Below are 15,383 nucleotides of genomic sequence, written 5' to 3' on the forward strand. Positions count from 1 at the left end.
ACCTCAGCCCCTGTAGCCGAGGCTTTCGAGGTAGGCGCAGAACATATCTGCCATCGCGTCGGCATAGGTTTCGACCTCGGCCGGTGTTCGCGGGCTTTCCGAAAAATCCTTCCCCACCGCGCTGAGTGTCGTTTTGATCAGATCGCCGGCGAGGGCGCGAACGGCCTCCGGAGCCTCGGGCAATGCCTCCCGCAGAAAGGTCTGGACGGTACGCTCTGCTGAGGCTCTCGCCTCGTGTGCCTCTGGTGCGTCACGATAGAGAGGAGCGGCGTCATTAAGTGCCACGCGCACCGCAGCCTCTTCGCACTCCGAACGGATGAAGGCGTGGACAAGGGCACGCAGCCGTTCGAGCGGCGGTTTCTGGCCGTCCTCGAGTATGGTGCGCAGCAGGCCGCCGGTCTGCCGCCATTCATCGCTCTGCAGCCTGAACAGCAGTGCCGCCTTGTTGGGGAAATGTTGGTAGAGCGAACCGACGCTGACGCCTGCCTTTTCCGCCACGCGCGTGGTGGTGAAACGCTGCGCGCCTTCGCTCGCCAAAACCTGAACAGCAGCTTCCAAAATCGCCGCGACAAGGTCCGTCGCGCGCGCCTGTTTGGGCTGTTTTCGTGAGGAAATCGAATGGCTTGGGCGTCCGGTCATGTCTCGGCTCGGCAATGCGAATTGGAAACCTGAAGGATTATTCGTATTTTTCGGCGCAACACAAGCACGCAACCATTTCGACTGGAGACTTTCATGACGACGCTGACCAACGCCCCGCTGGCACCCCTGCTCGCCCGCCTGTTCAAAGAAGCCAATACCGCGACCAGTCCGGCGGTGGCCGCGCTCTCGCATGAGGAGCGGGCGCGCCTGCTCAACAGCAAGACCGAATATGTCGATTTCTACGGACGGCTGAAGGACCTCTGGCTGGCGATCTCGCCGGAGACGGGCACGCTGCTCTACATGCTGGCACGCAGCAGTGGCGCGCGCATCATCATCGAATTCGGCACCTCGTTCGGCATTTCGACGCTCTATCTCGCCGCGGCGCTACGCGACAATGGCGGTGGCCGCCTGATCACCACCGAGTTCGAGCCGTCCAAGGTGATGCACGCCAAGGCCAATCTGACCGAAGGCGGCCTCATCGACCTGGTGGAGATCCGTGAGGGAGACGCGCTTGAAACGCTGAGCGCCGACCTGCCGGAGACGATCGACCTGTTGCTGCTCGACGGCGCCAAGGCGATCTATCCGGAGATCCTCAGCCTGGTCGAGAGCCGCTTGCGGCCCGGCGCGCTGGTCATCGCCGACAATGCCGATTTCTGCCCCGAATATCTGGAACGGGTGCGCTCACCGGCATCGGGCTACATGTCCACGCCCTTCGGGGAGGACGTTGAACTGTCCGTGCGGCTCGGCTGAAGCCGGTCCCATCGCCGCATGGGATTCAACCCTGCGGCTCAAACCTCCATGTCGCTCCAGGGCGACCGTAGGCGTTTACGTCAACCAACGCGCAAACCCCCGGGCCATCGACGACGGTCGGGCCTCCAGGCGCAGGTGACGTCATGATCAACACGCTTCTTTCCTCCTTTCGCGCTGCCCCGCGCCCAGCCTTGCTGGGGCTTCTGCTTTTCTTCTGCGCGGGCTTCGCCGATGGCGCGCTCGTGCCTTTCTTTCCGCTCTGGGCGAGCAGCGAGGCGGGCATTCCCGTCGGCGCGATCGGCCTGCTGTTCGGCTGCTATGCCGGCGGCGAACTTCTGGCCGCGCCGCTGATCGGCGGCATCGCCGACCGGATCGGCCGGCGGCCGGTGCTGATTGCCTCGTCGCTCGGCGTCGGCGCCGGCTTCCTGGCCCTGTTCTTCGTGCATGGCGTCGCCGTTACCGCGATTGTTCTGCTTCTGACCGGCATGTGCGAGTCGGTGCTTCATCCGACGATCCTGACCGTGATCGCCGATGTGACGTCGCCATCCACCCATCCCCGCTGGTTCAGCCTGGCGCGCGTGAGTTCTAGCGCCGGGCAGATCCTCGGACCAGCCTGCGGCGCCCTGCTTGCGCTCATGTCGCTGCGCAGTGTGTTTCTCGCCGGTGGTGCGATGCTTGTGCTGGGCGGGATCGTGATGCTCTTCGCGCTCAACGAGACGATCGGCGTCGGCCACGCCACCGGCGACGATCGCCATGACGGTGAGGACGAGGAAGGCTTGTCCGCGCTGCTGCCGGCATTCCGCGACGGCCGGCTGGCCAAGCTCCTGCTTTGGGTCGTGCTGTTTGAGGTCGCCGGCAACTGGATCGAGGCGGTGATCCCGCTCTACGCGCAGGATGCCGGGACGTTGACACCATCCGGCGTCGGCGCGCTGTTCGCCTACGCTGCCGCGCTGACGGTCGGCCTGCAGATGCTGGTCAGCCGCATGGTCGAGGCACGGCCCGCTCTGTGGCTGACGGTCGGCGCCGGCCTGGCAACGATACTCGCCTTCGCACTGCTGGCCGCCTCGCCTGCGATGCTGACGCTGATCGGAGCGGTCAGCCTGTGCTCGATCGCGCAGATGCTGGTTGGGCCGCTGGTGCCGACCGCCGTCAATGCGCTGGCGCCACCGGCACGGCGCGCCTCCTACATGGCGGCTTCGTCGGTGGCGGTCGACCTCAAGGACTCGCTTGGGCCATCGATCGGCACGGCACTCTACGCGCTGGCACCGCGCCTGCCCTGGATCGCCGGCATTCCACTGGTGGCGATCGCGTCGCTCGGCCTTGGCGCGGCAATCGGCCGGGCGCGGCGCCCTTCGCGGCCGACCGAGGATGATGCCACGCCGCAACTGGGCTCAGCCGTCGAAAACTATCGCTGAGGTAGTCGTTCGGCGTCATCGCGCAGACGCAGGTCGGGCAGCCTCAGACGGGGCTGTCGACCATCTGCGAATTGCGGAACCGGGGCTTCGGGCCGTTGGCCACCGGCGACGGACGATGCTCGCGAAACGCCATGGCAAGGGTGCGCAACGCATCGCGCGATTGAGGGTCTGAGAGCGTGGACAAGAGCATGATCTCCGACGCCGGCAGCGGCGGCAGGCCGAATTTGCGACTGACCTCGATGGTACCGGGCGGAACCAGGCGAGACGAGAAGGCCCCGGCGGCGAGGCCGGCGGAAACGGCCTCGGCAACGGCGAAGGAGCCGCAGCCGAGGAAAACCTGCGTCCACGGTATTCCAACCGCATCGAGCGTGCCGGTGATGACGTCGCGGATGCTGCAGGATGGGGCGGAGGCCGCCAGCCGTAGCGGCTCGCCGGCGCGGCAGACGAAATCCGGCGTGGCGTACCAGCCGAAATGTTCGGGCGCCAGCACCTCACCATCGCGGCGGTCGTCCTCGCGCCGGACGATCGCGGCATCGAGGTCGCCACGATCGAACGCAGCGATCAACTCGCGCGTATCGTCGAGCCGCACCTCGATGGTCAAGGCCGGATCATGCGCATTGAGGCGCGCCAGCAAGGTCGGCACTTCGGCACCGCCGACATGGGTGGCTATGCCCAGCCGAAAGTGGCGACGAACAGCAGCGAGACTGGCGACGGCACGGTCATGCGCGGCGAGCAGTTCGCGCGCCGGTTCGAGGAACACCGCACCACGCGCTGAAAGGCGCACCAGTCGCGGCGTCCGCTCGATCAGCTTCTGCCCCACCCGGTCCTCCAGCCGCTTCAGCTTGACGCTGATTGCGCCTTGCGTGCTGCCAAGCGCCTCGGCCGCGCGTGTAAAACTACGCAACTCGGCGACGGCGACGAAAGCTTTCACCGCATCTACGTCCAGCGTCATGTCAGTTATCTCATATTGTTGTCTCTGAAATAGCCAACCATGCAATTCTAAAATGATCAAGCCTGACCTAGTCTGGGTCGAGCGGGTCGGCCGTCATACCGACTCGTCCTGCCTAAGAAGTCGAAAGGTTTGATCATGCCCACTGCCCTGACCCGTCGAGGCATCGTCGTTCTGTCCGCCGCCTGCCTGGCATGCCTGATGTTCGGGCTGGAGATTTCAAGCGTTCCCACCATCCTGCCGACGTTGGAGCAAGAGCTGCATGCCGACTTCAGGCAATTGCAATGGGTGATGAACGCTTACACGATCGCGGTCACGACCGTGCTGATGGCGGTCGGCACCATCGCCGACCGCTACGGACGCAAACGCGTCTTCCTGGTTTCCATCGCCGCCTTCGGCCTGACGTCACTGATCTGCGGCCTGGCGGACGACGTATCGACCTTGATCGTCGCCAGGTTCCTGCAAGGGTTGAGCGGCGGCGCGATGCTGATCTGCCAGCTCGCCGTGCTGTCGCACGAATTCAGGGAGGGGCGCGAGCGCGCCGTCGCCTGGGGCTGGTGGGGCGTCATCTTCGGTGTCGGCCTCGGCTTCGGGCCGATCATCGGTGGCGGCATCGTCGCGGTCTCGAGCTGGGAATGGGTGTTCCTTATCCACGTACCGGCAGCGGCCGTGGCGTTCGTGCTGGCTTTGACGGGTGTCCATGAATCGAAGGATCCGCAGGCGGGAAAGCTCGACCTCGCGGGCATCGTGACGTTGTCGCCGTCGGTCTTCTGCCTGATCTTCTACATCACGCAGGGATCGGACCTCGGTTTCGCCAGTCCGATCGCGCTGGCGATCCTCGGCATCTCGGTCGCGAGCTTCATCGCCTTCCTCATCGCCGAGAAGATCAGCAAGCGGCCGATGTTCGATTCTCGGTCTTCCGGATCCGGCCGTTTTCCGGCGCGATCGTCGGTTCGGCGGCGATGAACCTCTCCTATTGGCCTTTCATGATCTACCTGCCGATCTGGTTCCATGCCGGGCTCGGCTATGACAGTGTCGCCACCGGCCTTGCCTTGCTCGCCTACACGCTGCCGACGCTCGTCATGCCGCCCCTGGCGGAGCGGCTTTCGCTGCGCTACCAGCCCGGCATCATCATTCCGGCCGGGCTCGCCATCATCGGTGTCGGCTTCATCCTGATGAAGTTCGGCAGCGCCGCCGCGCGGCCGGATTGGCTGACGATGCTGCCTGATCGCCGGAACCGGTCTTGGGATCACCAATACGCCCGTCACCAACACGACGACGGGCTCCGTTTCGAGCGACCGGGCGGGCATGGCCTCGGGCATCGACATGAGCGCCCGCATGGTTTCGCTGGCGGTGAACATAGCGCTGATGGGCTTCATCCTGGCAAGCGGCGTGCTGGCGCATCTGAGAGTAAGCGCTGCCCGACCTCGACGCCAGCCAGTTGCGTCTGCTCGCCGACGGCATCGCGGCCGGAAACCCCAATCCCGATCTTACCGATTCCGTCGTCCACGATGCGCTGCGCAACGGCTTTGGCTGGGTGATGCTCTATGGCGGCATCGGCGTCTGGATCATGGCCGCCATCGCCTTCGTGAGCTTCAACGCCCGGCCGGTGCGGACAGAGGTTCAGTGTTCCGATTGAACGGGCGACGCAGGCACTCAGCTGTTGGTCTGCAACGGGTCACTGCCGATCTTGGACAAAAGGATCACCGCCTGGGTGCGGCTGTCGACGCCGAGCTTCTGCAGGATGGCCGAGACATGCGCCTTGATGGTCGCCTCGGAAACGCCGAGCTCATAGGCGATCTGCTTGTTGAGCAAGCCTTCAGCCAGCATGCCGAGCACACGAGTCTGCTGCGGTGTCAGCGCCTGCAGCCGCCTGATCAGGTCCGATATTTCGGGGTCGCGCTCGACACCGAGATCGACGCCGACGGGCGCCGCGATGTCGCCGGCCAGCACCGATTGCACGGCGTTGCGGATTTCCTCCATGCTGGCCGATTTGGAGATGAAGCCGGATGCACCAAGATCGAGCGCGCGCCTGATGGTCGCCGGATCGTCATGCGCCGAGATCACGATCAGCGGCACCGCCGGGTGGATCCCGCGCAGCGAGATCAGGCCGGAGAGGCCGCTGGCGCCCGGCATCGACAGGTCGAGCAGCACTAGATCGACATCCTCATTGGCCACGACCAATGCCTTGGCGCTTTCGAAATCGCCGGCCTCGTGAATGACAGCGACATTACCTATGCCGGCAAGCGCCTCGCGCAGCGCGCCACGAAACAGCGGGTGATCGTCGGCGATGACGAAAGAATAGCCTGACGGCAAATGTTCCTCCCCGAATCCCGTCGATGATTTTTAAGCTTTTCGGGACCAGTCGGACGATTATGAGGGGCAGCGCGCTGTTTTCAAGCGGCAAAACCAGCGCGCGGCATTTTCCCTACTTCGCAAGATCAAAGTACTACAGCGTCCTTTGCGCGTCCAAAAGGACGCGCGGCGCTGTAGGAAGCTCAGGTCTTCTGCGAATTGAGCTGAGCGCCGCCACCGTTGTCCTTGTCCATCTCCTTGACGATGCCCATGAAGCCCTTCAGGAAGCGCTCCATATAGCTCATCGTCTTGTTGAAATCCTCCTCGCTCGGCAGTTTCGATTCGAGGCGGGCGGACAGCGAATTCTCGAGCTTGGTGACGCGCTCGTCCATCGCCTTCATCGAGGTTTGCAGGCGGTCGATTTCGTCCTGGAAGGCGGCGCGTTCGTCGGCCGCCACCTTGCAGACGAGTTGGCCCGAACGTTCCTCGCAAATCGACATCGCACCGGTCTGCGTGTCCATGCGGACGTAGCCGTTGGCGGATTTTTCCAGCCGGTAGCGGTCGGTTTCTTCCGAAGAGGCGGAGGCCGCGACCAGCGAAACCAGCGCGGCGGGGATCAAGATGTGTTGCAGACGCATGTTGTCCTCCATGGCCAAGGCCTGAAATATCGCATGTTTGCGCCGGAAATGGGGAAGACCCTTGGCGTGGCCTTCCCCGCACGACTGGTTCGGACTATAGCGCAACCATGTCTCAGTTTATCTACAAGATAACCCCGCAAGCGCCTTGGCGCGAGGCCGAAGCCAGTGGCCGCTTCACCGGCGCGCCGATCGACGTCGCCGACGGCTTCATCCATTTCTCCACGGCAGCGCAGGTCCGGGAAACCGCGGCAAAGCATTTTTCCGGCCAGGTAGACCTACTGCTGGTCGCCATCGACGCCGCCAGCCTGGGCGATGCCTTGAAATACGAGGTTTCGCGCGGCGGCGCTCTGTTTCCGCATTTCTACGGCGTGCTGGAGCTGAAAGCCGTCAAGTGGGTACGACCGCTGCCGCTTGGTGCCGATGGCGCGCACCAGTTCCCGCCGTTGGAGGCCGAATGAGTCTGTTCGACCGGCTTGGCCAAAAACTGCTGTTCACCTTCGATCCGGAGACCGCGCATGGGATGTCGATCGCGGCACTGCGTTGCGGCTTGCCGGTCGGCGCGCGGGCGGTGCGCGACAGCAGGCTGAAGGTCAGCCTTTGCGGTCTCGATTTCCCCAACCCGCTCGGCATGGCGGCCGGCTATGACAAGAATGCCGAGGTGCCCGACGCGCTGCTTGGCCTCGGCTTTGGTTTTGCCGAGGTCGGCACGGTCACACCGCTGCCGCAGGCCGGCAACCCGAAGCCGCGCATCTTCCGGCTGACGGCGGACGAGGCGGTGATCAACCGGCTGGGCTTCAACAATGAAGGCCATGCAGCGGCCGAAAAGCGCCTTGCCGCGCGCAAGCGGCGTTCCGGCATTGTCGGCGTCAACATCGGCGCCAACAAGGACAGCACCGATCGCGTTGGCGACTATGAGCGCGGCGTCGTGCGCTTTGCCGCCTACGCCAGTTACCTGACGGTCAACATTTCCTCGCCCAACACGCCTGGCCTGCGCAACATGCAAGCGCGCGAGCAGCTCGGCGAACTTTTGTCGCGGGTCATGGCCGCGCGCGCCACGGCTGCAGCCCAGCCGCCGGTCTTCCTCAAGATCGCGCCGGATCTGGTCGAGGCCGAGCTGGAGGACATCGCCGCCGAGGTCGCTGAAAAGCGGATCGACGGCGTCATCGTCTCCAACACCACGATTTCGCGGCCGCCGCTGCGCAGCGGCGACGCGGCGCGCGAGACCGGCGGGCTTTCAGGAAAACCGCTGTTCGAACGCTCGACCACCGTGCTGGCAAAGATGCGCAAGCTGCTTGGCCCGGGCATCGCCATCGTCGGGGTGGGCGGCGTCGATTCCGCCGAGACGGCGCTGGAGAAGATCCGTGCGGGTGCCGATCTCGTCCAACTCTACACCAGCATGATCTATGCCGGACCGGCACTGCCGGGACGCATTGTTGCAGGGATGGCACGCTTCGCCGAGATGGCGCGGCTCAAGTCGATTCGCGAATTGCGCGACAGCCATCTAGATCTATGGGCGTCGAAGCCGCTCTAAAGAATTGCTCGAAAAGTGACCAGTCCTGTTTGAAATCCGCTGGCACGCGACTTTCCCGAGACTCGCAACTCCGCGTTCCGGCCAATTATCCGAGTCCCCTCAACCGGGCGAGTTCGGCTTGTCGAGCCAAAGCTTGCACCCGATAGGCATTCAGAATCTCTACCATCTTGTCGGTTGAAAATTGCCATCCACCAGGAAGGCAGCCCTCGGCTCCAAGACCTCTGTTAATTCGCATGAGCGAGGTGTCCTTCCTGGCGCCGGGTTCGAAGCTGTAACCGACCACCTTGCCGCGGCTACGCGGCGGCCTCCAGACGTGGAAACCCTTTATATCTTGCCATGCAACTTTCTTCGGACCAGCATCTATCATGAAGCCGCTATCGTCCAAGGTCAAAGTGTGAGGGCGGATAAGCGACCGGACCAGGAATGGCACACTCGACCCTGAGAGAAATATTCCGATCCACCCAACCAGGTGCCCACCGGCTGGGCTCCGCACCACTCCAATCCCGGCCAAAATGAAAATCGGGCATGCTAGAAGCAACAGGAATGTCTTACCTCGTGATCCTCTTATGATCCTTGGCTCGATTGGTTCGACCACGTCTCCCATTGCTTCCCCGACATGTTAGCGCCCTCAATTCCGGAAGGGTAAAACAGTCTAGGTCCATTTTCCACCTTGCTGAAAAATCGGACAGAGAGGTAGCCTAGAACGCTGTCCGCACCCTTAGCTGCAAGATCGCAAGCAGGCTGAGGCCGCGCGCCAGCAGGAACACGTGCAGCGCCGCCCACAGGCCGTGATTGCCGAAGGCAGGCGCGAGCGTCAGCAGAGCGACGGCAAAGACCAGGAACGACAGCAACATCATGTTGCGCATGTCGCGCGACCAGGTCGCGCCGATGAAGACGCCGTCCATCTGGAACGCCAGCACGCCGCTCAGCGCGGTGAATGCCGCCCAGGGCAAATAGATGTCGGCGACCGAGCGGACCTCCTGCGATGTCGTGACGACGGCGACCAGATTGACGCCGGCCGACAGCAGCACAAGGGTCGCGGCGCCGGCCAGCCCGAACCCCCAGAACAGGGTCAGCCGCACCGCCTGCCGGAAGGGCTGTTCTGCCCGCGCGCCGACGGCACGGCCGGCGAGTTGTTCGGCGGCGGTGGCAAAACCGTCGAGGAAATAGCCGGCGACGAGGAAGAAGTTCATCAACACCGCATTGGCGGCCAGCGTCACCGTGCCGAACTGCGCCCCCTGGCGGGTGAACAGCGCGAAGGCGGCAAGCAGCGAGAACGAGCGGATCATGATATCGCGGTTGAGCGACAGCATGCGCAGGAAGGCGGCCATGTCGAGCAGCCGATGGCGCGGCAAGGGCGGGGTTGCGCGGAAGCGGCGGACCACGATGGCAAGACCAAGCAGCATGGCCACGAACTCACCCGTGACGGTCGCCCAGGCGACGCCGGCAACGCCCCAGCCGAGCTTCAGGCCAAGCAGGAAGCAGAGCGCGATGTTGATGCCGTTCAGCACCAGCTGCAGCACAAGGCCGAGCCCGCCCTCGCCACGCCCCAGCACATAGCCGAGGATGGCGTAGTTGATCAGCGAGAACGGGGCAGCCAGCAGCCTGATCCTGATATAGATGCCCATCGCCTCGCTGACGCGCGGTTCGGCGCCCATGAACCACTGGCCGCCGATGGCGATCAGCGGCGAAAGCGCCGCCAGCACAATGCCGGCAACGACAGCGATCAGCACGGCGCGCCAAAACACCGCCTGTTCCTCAAGCGCGTCGCCACGCCCAAACGCCTGGGCGACGAGGCCGGTGGTGCCCGAACGCAGGAAATTGAAGCTGGTGAAGACGACGTCGAACACCAGAGCGCCAGCCGCAAGGCCACCGAGTAGGGCCGCGTCACCAAACTGGCCGATCACAGCCGTGTCGACCAGGCCGAGCATCGGCGTGGTCAGATAGGCCAGCGTCATCGGCACCGCTATAGCGAGCACAGAACGGTTGGTGACGACAAAAGATCTGACGTCGGCTGGGGTTGCACCCTTGTCCAAGGGATCGCGCCTTGCTGATTGCTGCTTGATCGAAGAGCCGATGTGCCCCATTTTCCGGCCACCGCGCAATCATTCTTCCCACGACGGCCAACCGAAATCCCGGTCTGGTGCGAAGCCGCCGGATCCAGTTCATGCCCTTACAGATCGTCCACCACCCCGACTACGATGCCGGCTTCGCCACCAACCATCGCTTCCCGATGAGCAAGTACCCGCTGCTGATGGAGGCCTTGCGTGCACACGGCCTGGCCGGGCCTGACGCGCTCAATACGGCGGAACCGGCCCCGGCGTCATGGCTGAAGCTTGCCCATGCGGCCGACTATGTCGACCAGGTCATCAGCTGTTCGGTGCCGGAAAAAATCGAGCGTGAGATCGGCTTTCCGGTCGGCCCCCGCGTTTCGCTGCGCGCGCAGCTTGCCGCCGGCGGCACTGTGCTGGCGGCGCGGCTTGCCCTGCGCCACGGCATCGCCTGCAACACCGCCGGCGGCAGCCATCATGCGCGGCGCGCGCAAGGTGCCGGCTTCTGCACCTTCAACGACGTCGCCGTCGCCGCGCTGGTGCTGCTCGCCGATGGCGCGGTCCAGAACAGCCTGGTCGTCGATCTCGACGTGCATCAGGGCGATGGCACGGCGGACATTCTGAGCGAGGAGCCACGCGTGTTCACCTTCTCCATGCATGGCGATCGCAATTACCCCGTGCGCAAGATCGCCTCCGACCTCGATATCGCGCTGCCCGACGGTACGGGCGATGCCGCCTATCTCGAAAGGCTGGCCGCCATCCTGCCGGAGTTGTCGGCGCGTGAGCATTGGGACATGGTTTTCTACAATGCCGGCGTCGACGTCCATGCTGAGGACCGGCTCGGCAGGCTGGCGCTTTCCAATGACGGCCTGCGCGGCCGCGATACAATGGTGATCGATCATTTCCGCGCGATCGGCATTCCCGTCTGTGGCGTCATCGGCGGCGGCTATTCCACGGATGTCCCGACACTTGCCGCGCGGCACGCCATCCTGTTCGAGGTCGCGTCGGACTACACCTAGGAAGCTACTTCCGGTAATTGGCGATCCTGAGCAGGATGAAGGCCGGCACGACGATCGCGGCACCGAGCAGGATATAGCCGAGGAAGCGGTCGATGGCGTGGAAGCCCAGGTTCCAGAGGTCGATGAAGAACCTTTGGATGCTGTAGAACACATCCATCGGCGACCAGCCGAAGGCATTCATGACAAGGCCGACGAGGAACGACACCACCAGCAGCTTCAGGATCACCCTGAGCGGCGAGTCGCCGAGAAAGCGCGTCAGTGCGGACAAGGCCGTCTCCCGATTGAGATGCCCGGACTCATGGGCACGGCCCAGAGATACGTGCTTGACGGCCATCCATCAAGCCAGCCCGGTCTGTGCCCGGGCAAGCCCGGAACAGGTGATGGAGACTCCGAGCTTCAGACGGCCTGAAATTCTTAAATATCGGTAAACGAGATCATTTTAATTTATTGAAAATAAAGCACAAAATCGTCATTTTCGAATTTTGCGCAATGTGCGTGCAATTTTCACCTGCGAGACAGGCGGCGTCTTTCAGGTGACTGGTTGCGCGGCGCTCTGACCCCCTACCGCTGCTGGCGAACGCCAGTTTCAGGACCGTGCAGCCATCCCTGAAAGACACCAAATCGGAGCCCGACCGCCCCAACGGTCAGGCTCCCCGGGAGTTAACTTGCGTACCGATTTGCCGGATGCGCGTTTGTGTTGGAGTAATGCTCGTGTCCTCTCAAGCGAAGATCTTCCTAACGGCCGGTGTCCTTGGCATCTGCCTTCTCGGGCCGGCGATGGCCGCCGACCTTTCACCCCCCTACAATGATCCCCCCGCCTTCCAGTGGAGCGGCGCCTATGTCGGCGTCCATGGCGGCACGGCGTTCACCAGGATGCCCAATCCGTTCGCCGATCGGAACGGCTTCGCTGGCGGCGTTCAGGCCGGCTACAACCAGCAAATGGGTCCCGCCGTTCTCGGCGCCGAGATCGAGGGTTCCTATCTCGGCGGCGCCGAACACGACGTCCAGGGCGGCAAGATCAAGGAGAAATGGCGCGGTGCCGCCAAGGCCAAGGCAGGGGTGAGCTTCGACCAGACGCTGCTGTTTGGAACCGGCGGCGTTGCCCTGACCAAATTCGACAAGGGCGACAATGTCAGCAGCGCCGACGGATGGAAGGTCGGCTATCTCCTCGGCGCCGGCATCGAGCAGGGCTTTGCCGGCGGGCTGTCCGCCAAGGTCGAGTACGACTATGTCCGCACCCCCGGCGTCGAGACGACATCAGTTCTTGGCACGTCCAAGACGACGATCGGCAACCATGAACTGAAGGCCGGCATAAATTACCGGTTCTAGAACGGGCGAAGTGGATTGCGCGGTGCCCCTGAGCATCGCGCAATCCAGTGTTTCGATATGCGCCGCCCAGGACTGCCGGCTTTTTCCGCATTGGACCCTGCTTCCCGCGCCTCGCTGCAATGTCGATGCAATGTTCGCGATCTAGGTCCCGCGTGAACTTTCATGATGGGAATCTGTTCCGATATGCCCACACACGGCGCCCGCCTCCTCTTCATCGCAATCGCGCTCGCTCTCGCGGCCTGTGCCTCCGACATCATGAAGAATTATGTCGGACAGCCGGTCGAATCGGTCGTCCTGGACTATGGTCCGCCAACGGCGATCGTCGATCTCGGCCAGGGCGAACGTGCCTATCAGTGGCGCAAGGTGTCGACGTCAGCGGTTTCCGGTACATCGAGCGGCGAGGTTCGCGAGACAAAACACGGAACCGTCTATGAAGAGACCGAGACGCCCGGCTATATCGAGCGTCAGGAATGCTTCTACACATTCTACGCCCGCGCTTCCGGCGGCCGCTGGTTCATCACCAATTTCCGCCAGCCTAAGCTGGAATGCGAATGAATTGCCGCGGCCCCCGACCGGCCGCGGACAAAGGAGAATATTTATGCGCGTCCTGTTGATCGAGGACGAACCGGAAATGGCCTCCGTGCTGAAGGCCGCGCTCGAGCGCCTGGACATCATCGTCGACCATGCCGCGACATTGGCCGACGCCGAGGCGGTGGCGCGTCTGGGCTATCATGACGCCGTGGTGCTGGACCGCCGGCTGCCGGATGGCGACGGCCTCAGCCTCATAGCGCGCCTGCGTGCCTTGCACCTCGATGTGCCTGTCATCGCACTGACGGCGATGAGCGGGTTGGATGACCGCGTCGCCGGGCTCGACGCCGGCGCCGACGACTACATGGTCAAGCCCTTCGCCACGGTGGAACTGGTCGCGCGGCTTCATGCCTTGCACCGGCGCTCGTTCACCTCGCGCGCCAACCAGACCATGGTCGGCCGCCTCACCTATGATTTCCGCCACCGCGAGGCGCTGGTCGAGGATCAGGCGCTGGATCTGCCGCGGCGCGAAAGGCTGGTGCTCGAAACGCTGATCCGCCGGCCGGGGCGGACCATCATGCGCAGCGCGCTGGAGGAGGCCGTCTACGCGCTGGACGACGAGATCGGCTCCAATGCGCTCGATGCGCATATTTCGCGGCTGCGCCGCAAGCTCGACGATGTCGCCGCCGGCATCGAGATCCGGGCGATCCGCAACCTCGGCTATCTCTTGCGGGCGGCCTCGTGAAGAAGGTCCGCACAGGCTCACTGCAATGGATCCTGGTCCGGCGGCTGATCTTGCTGCAGGCGGCAACGCTGCTGATCTTCATCGTGCTTTGCGCGGCAGCACTTTGGATTGCCAATCCGCGCCTTTTGATCGACAACGAGGCCGCCGTCGCCGCGGTCAAGGATGCCGTCGACCGGGACAAGGACGGCAGACTGATCGTGCGCGATACGGAAGAACTCACCGCGTTTCGCGAGGGCTTCCCCAATGTCTGGTACATCGTTCGCGATGGCAGCGGCGAGAGCGTCCGCTCCGGCAACATACCCGACATCTACACCAGGAGCGTCGGCGACCTGCTTGGCGGGGCCGATCATGCCACGATCGGATTCTCCGACAAGGACATGCGGCCAGAAGCCTATATCGAAAACGCTTCGACCAGAGCCGGCACGGTGCAGATCATCGCCGCGACGCAGTCGTCGCGCCAGCAGACCGACGGCCTCGAAATCAACATTTCGGCCACCGTCGAAGTCGCCCGCAATCCGGACGGCAGCAGGAACTGGGAGCGCGCCCTGCCGGCGCTCGCGCTCGTGATCGCGATCCTGCTTTTGCCGATAATCCTCGTCATGGGCGCGACGACGCTGGTGACGACGCCAGCCGTGGTACGCCGCTCCTTTGCCGGCCTTGTCGAAACGGTCCGCCAGGCGGCGCGCATCGACATCGGCACCCGCGCCATGCAATTGCCGGTCAAGCAGGTGCCGCAGGAAATCGCACCACTGGTGCATGCCTTCAACGAGGCGCTTTCCCGCCTCGCCCAGGGCTATGACCGCCACAACCGTTTCCTCACCGACGCGGCGCATGAACTGCGCACGCCGATCGCCATCCTGCGCACACGCGCCGAACTCTTGAAGCAGGAGCCGCAGAGCGCGCGGCTGCTGCGCGACATCGAGCGCCTGTCGCACCTTGCCCAGCAATTGCTCGACCATCAGCTGCTCGACCGGCCATCGGACCAGCGCGAGATCGTCGACCTCGACGATCTCGTCAGCCGGGTCGCCGCCGACTTCGCCCCGCTCGCCATCGAGGCCGGCTACGACCTTGCCTTCGAGCCTCCGCCCGGCAAGGCCGAGGTGGAGGTCAATGTCCTGCAGATCGAACGTGCGCTCGCTAATCTGGTGCGCAACGCCATCGAGCATGGCGGCGGCAGCGGCACGATCACGATCGCCATCGACGGAACCGGCGGCATCGAAGTGCGCGACGAGGGCCCGGGCATTCCCTTAGCAGAGCGCGAGAATGTCTTCGAACCCTTTTACCGCTTGCAGCCGCAATCGCGCGGGGCGGGGCTGGGCCTGAATCTTGCCCGGCAGATCGCGCTGCTGCATGACGGCACGATCCGCATCCTGACGGGTTCATGGCGCGGCGCGCGCATCCGCATGGAATTGCCGGTGCGTTCGTGACGGTGCCGAGTCCATCGCGTCAGCCGACCGATGCCGCGATGTCGACCCCTGGCTTATCTGTTTTCTA

The 15,383-nt window shown here is 63.9% G+C and carries 15 protein-coding genes and 1 pseudogene; 10 read left to right on the forward strand and 6 right to left on the reverse strand.

The window, feature by feature from the left end:
* Window positions 1-3: 3 nt before the first annotated feature.
* Entirely contained in the window at window positions 4-639 is a 636-nt protein-coding gene (locus tag CKW40_RS02250) for a TetR/AcrR family transcriptional regulator (RefSeq protein WP_095198292.1), read from the reverse strand.
* Window positions 640-732: 93 nt separating this feature from the next.
* Here CKW40_RS02250 and CKW40_RS02255 point away from each other — a divergent pair, with 93 nt between their 5' ends.
* Both CKW40_RS02255 and CKW40_RS02260 read left to right on the forward strand, forming a co-directional pair.
* Window positions 733-1,389, forward strand: a complete 657-nt coding sequence (locus tag CKW40_RS02255; RefSeq protein ID WP_095198293.1) for an O-methyltransferase — start codon at window positions 733-735, stop codon at window positions 1,387-1,389.
* A gap of 143 nt (window positions 1,390-1,532) precedes the next feature.
* Complete coding sequence (locus CKW40_RS02260; RefSeq protein WP_244571059.1) at window positions 1,533-2,804, forward strand: MDR family MFS transporter; 1,272 nt, start codon at window positions 1,533-1,535, stop codon at window positions 2,802-2,804.
* Window positions 2,805-2,847: 43 nt separating this feature from the next.
* Here the strand turns inward: CKW40_RS02260 and CKW40_RS02265 are convergent, their stop codons facing one another.
* The gene (locus tag CKW40_RS02265; protein WP_095198294.1) at window positions 2,848-3,756 is read right to left on the reverse strand and encodes a LysR family transcriptional regulator; all 909 of its coding nucleotides are present in this window, start codon (window positions 3,754-3,756) and stop codon (window positions 2,848-2,850) included.
* 135 nt (window positions 3,757-3,891) lie between these two features.
* Between CKW40_RS02265 and CKW40_RS02270 the strand changes: the two are divergent.
* Window positions 3,892-5,392, forward strand: a pseudogene (locus tag CKW40_RS02270) (MFS transporter).
* 17 nt (window positions 5,393-5,409) lie between these two features.
* On the opposite strand, the gene CKW40_RS02275 reads toward CKW40_RS02270, so the two are convergent.
* Together CKW40_RS02275 and CKW40_RS02280 are read right to left on the reverse strand one after the other, a co-directional pair.
* The gene (locus CKW40_RS02275) at window positions 5,410-6,069 is read right to left on the reverse strand and encodes a response regulator transcription factor (RefSeq protein WP_095198295.1); all 660 of its coding nucleotides are present in this window, start codon (window positions 6,067-6,069) and stop codon (window positions 5,410-5,412) included.
* 182 nt (window positions 6,070-6,251) lie between these two features.
* Window positions 6,252-6,686, reverse strand: a complete 435-nt coding sequence (locus CKW40_RS02280; RefSeq protein ID WP_095198506.1) for a hypothetical protein — start codon at window positions 6,684-6,686, stop codon at window positions 6,252-6,254.
* Between the two features lie 107 nt (window positions 6,687-6,793).
* On the opposite strand from CKW40_RS02280, the gene CKW40_RS02285 reads away from it, so the two are divergent.
* Together CKW40_RS02285 and CKW40_RS02290 are read left to right on the forward strand one after the other, a co-directional pair.
* Window positions 6,794-7,144: a DUF952 domain-containing protein gene (locus CKW40_RS02285; RefSeq protein WP_095198296.1), complete on the forward strand. Its 351-nt coding sequence runs from the start codon at window positions 6,794-6,796 to the stop codon at window positions 7,142-7,144.
* Window positions 7,141-8,217: a quinone-dependent dihydroorotate dehydrogenase gene (locus CKW40_RS02290; protein ID WP_095198297.1), complete on the forward strand. Its 1,077-nt coding sequence runs from the start codon at window positions 7,141-7,143 to the stop codon at window positions 8,215-8,217. The genes CKW40_RS02285 and CKW40_RS02290 overlap by 4 nt, the downstream gene beginning before the upstream one ends.
* A gap of 698 nt (window positions 8,218-8,915) precedes the next feature.
* Here CKW40_RS02290 and CKW40_RS02300 read toward each other — a convergent pair.
* Window positions 8,916-10,253 (reverse strand): MATE family efflux transporter, encoded by a 1,338-nt coding sequence (locus CKW40_RS02300; protein WP_095198507.1) that lies wholly within the window; start codon window positions 10,251-10,253, stop codon window positions 8,916-8,918.
* A gap of 131 nt (window positions 10,254-10,384) precedes the next feature.
* Between CKW40_RS02300 and CKW40_RS02305 the strand changes: the two genes are divergently transcribed.
* Window positions 10,385-11,287, forward strand: coding sequence for a histone deacetylase family protein (locus CKW40_RS02305; protein ID WP_095198508.1), 903 nt, complete (start codon window positions 10,385-10,387; stop codon window positions 11,285-11,287).
* 4 nt (window positions 11,288-11,291) lie between these two features.
* Here the strand turns inward: CKW40_RS02305 and CKW40_RS02310 are convergent, their stop codons facing one another.
* Window positions 11,292-11,555, reverse strand: a complete 264-nt coding sequence (locus tag CKW40_RS02310; RefSeq protein ID WP_095198509.1) for a DUF6460 domain-containing protein — start codon at window positions 11,553-11,555, stop codon at window positions 11,292-11,294.
* Between the two features lie 443 nt (window positions 11,556-11,998).
* Between CKW40_RS02310 and CKW40_RS02315 the strand changes: the two genes are divergently transcribed.
* From CKW40_RS02315 to CKW40_RS02330, 4 genes are all read left to right on the forward strand, one after another.
* Window positions 11,999-12,616: an outer membrane protein gene (locus CKW40_RS02315; protein ID WP_095198510.1), complete on the forward strand. Its 618-nt coding sequence runs from the start codon at window positions 11,999-12,001 to the stop codon at window positions 12,614-12,616.
* 183 nt (window positions 12,617-12,799) lie between these two features.
* The gene (locus CKW40_RS02320) at window positions 12,800-13,171 is read left to right on the forward strand and encodes a hypothetical protein (RefSeq protein WP_095198299.1); all 372 of its coding nucleotides are present in this window, start codon (window positions 12,800-12,802) and stop codon (window positions 13,169-13,171) included.
* Window positions 13,172-13,214: 43 nt separating this feature from the next.
* Window positions 13,215-13,889 carry a response regulator transcription factor gene (locus CKW40_RS02325; protein WP_095198300.1) on the forward strand — a complete coding sequence of 225 codons (675 nt, stop codon included), beginning with the start codon at window positions 13,215-13,217 and terminating at the stop codon, window positions 13,887-13,889.
* Window positions 13,886-15,316, forward strand: coding sequence for a sensor histidine kinase (locus tag CKW40_RS02330; protein ID WP_095198301.1), 1,431 nt, complete (start codon window positions 13,886-13,888; stop codon window positions 15,314-15,316). Before CKW40_RS02325 ends, CKW40_RS02330 begins: the two co-directional genes overlap by 4 nt.
* The last annotated feature ends 67 nt before the right edge of the window (window positions 15,317-15,383 follow it).

Source organism: Mesorhizobium carmichaelinearum (assembly GCF_900199455.1).
Lineage (GTDB): Bacteria > Pseudomonadota > Alphaproteobacteria > Rhizobiales > Rhizobiaceae > Mesorhizobium > Mesorhizobium carmichaelinearum.

Excerpts from the sequence above, each read along its gene's own strand:
- CKW40_RS02250 (WP_095198292.1), bottom strand. The coding sequence starts at position 639 with ATGACCGGACGCCCAAGCCATTCGATTTCCTCACGAAAACAGCCCAAA.
- CKW40_RS02255 (WP_095198293.1), top strand. The coding sequence starts at position 733 with ATGACGACGCTGACCAACGCCCCGCTGGCACCCCTGCTCGCCCGCCTG.
- CKW40_RS02260 (WP_244571059.1), top strand. The coding sequence starts at position 1,533 with ATGATCAACACGCTTCTTTCCTCCTTTCGCGCTGCCCCGCGCCCAGCC.
- CKW40_RS02265 (WP_095198294.1), bottom strand. The coding sequence starts at position 3,756 with ATGACGCTGGACGTAGATGCGGTGAAAGCTTTCGTCGCCGTCGCCGAG.
- CKW40_RS02280 (WP_095198506.1), bottom strand. The coding sequence starts at position 6,686 with ATGCGTCTGCAACACATCTTGATCCCCGCCGCGCTGGTTTCGCTGGTC.
- CKW40_RS02285 (WP_095198296.1), top strand. The coding sequence starts at position 6,794 with ATGTCTCAGTTTATCTACAAGATAACCCCGCAAGCGCCTTGGCGCGAG.
- CKW40_RS02290 (WP_095198297.1), top strand. The coding sequence starts at position 7,141 with ATGAGTCTGTTCGACCGGCTTGGCCAAAAACTGCTGTTCACCTTCGAT.
- CKW40_RS02305 (WP_095198508.1), top strand. The coding sequence starts at position 10,385 with ATGCCCTTACAGATCGTCCACCACCCCGACTACGATGCCGGCTTCGCC.
- CKW40_RS02320 (WP_095198299.1), top strand. The coding sequence starts at position 12,800 with ATGCCCACACACGGCGCCCGCCTCCTCTTCATCGCAATCGCGCTCGCT.
- CKW40_RS02325 (WP_095198300.1), top strand. The coding sequence starts at position 13,215 with ATGCGCGTCCTGTTGATCGAGGACGAACCGGAAATGGCCTCCGTGCTG.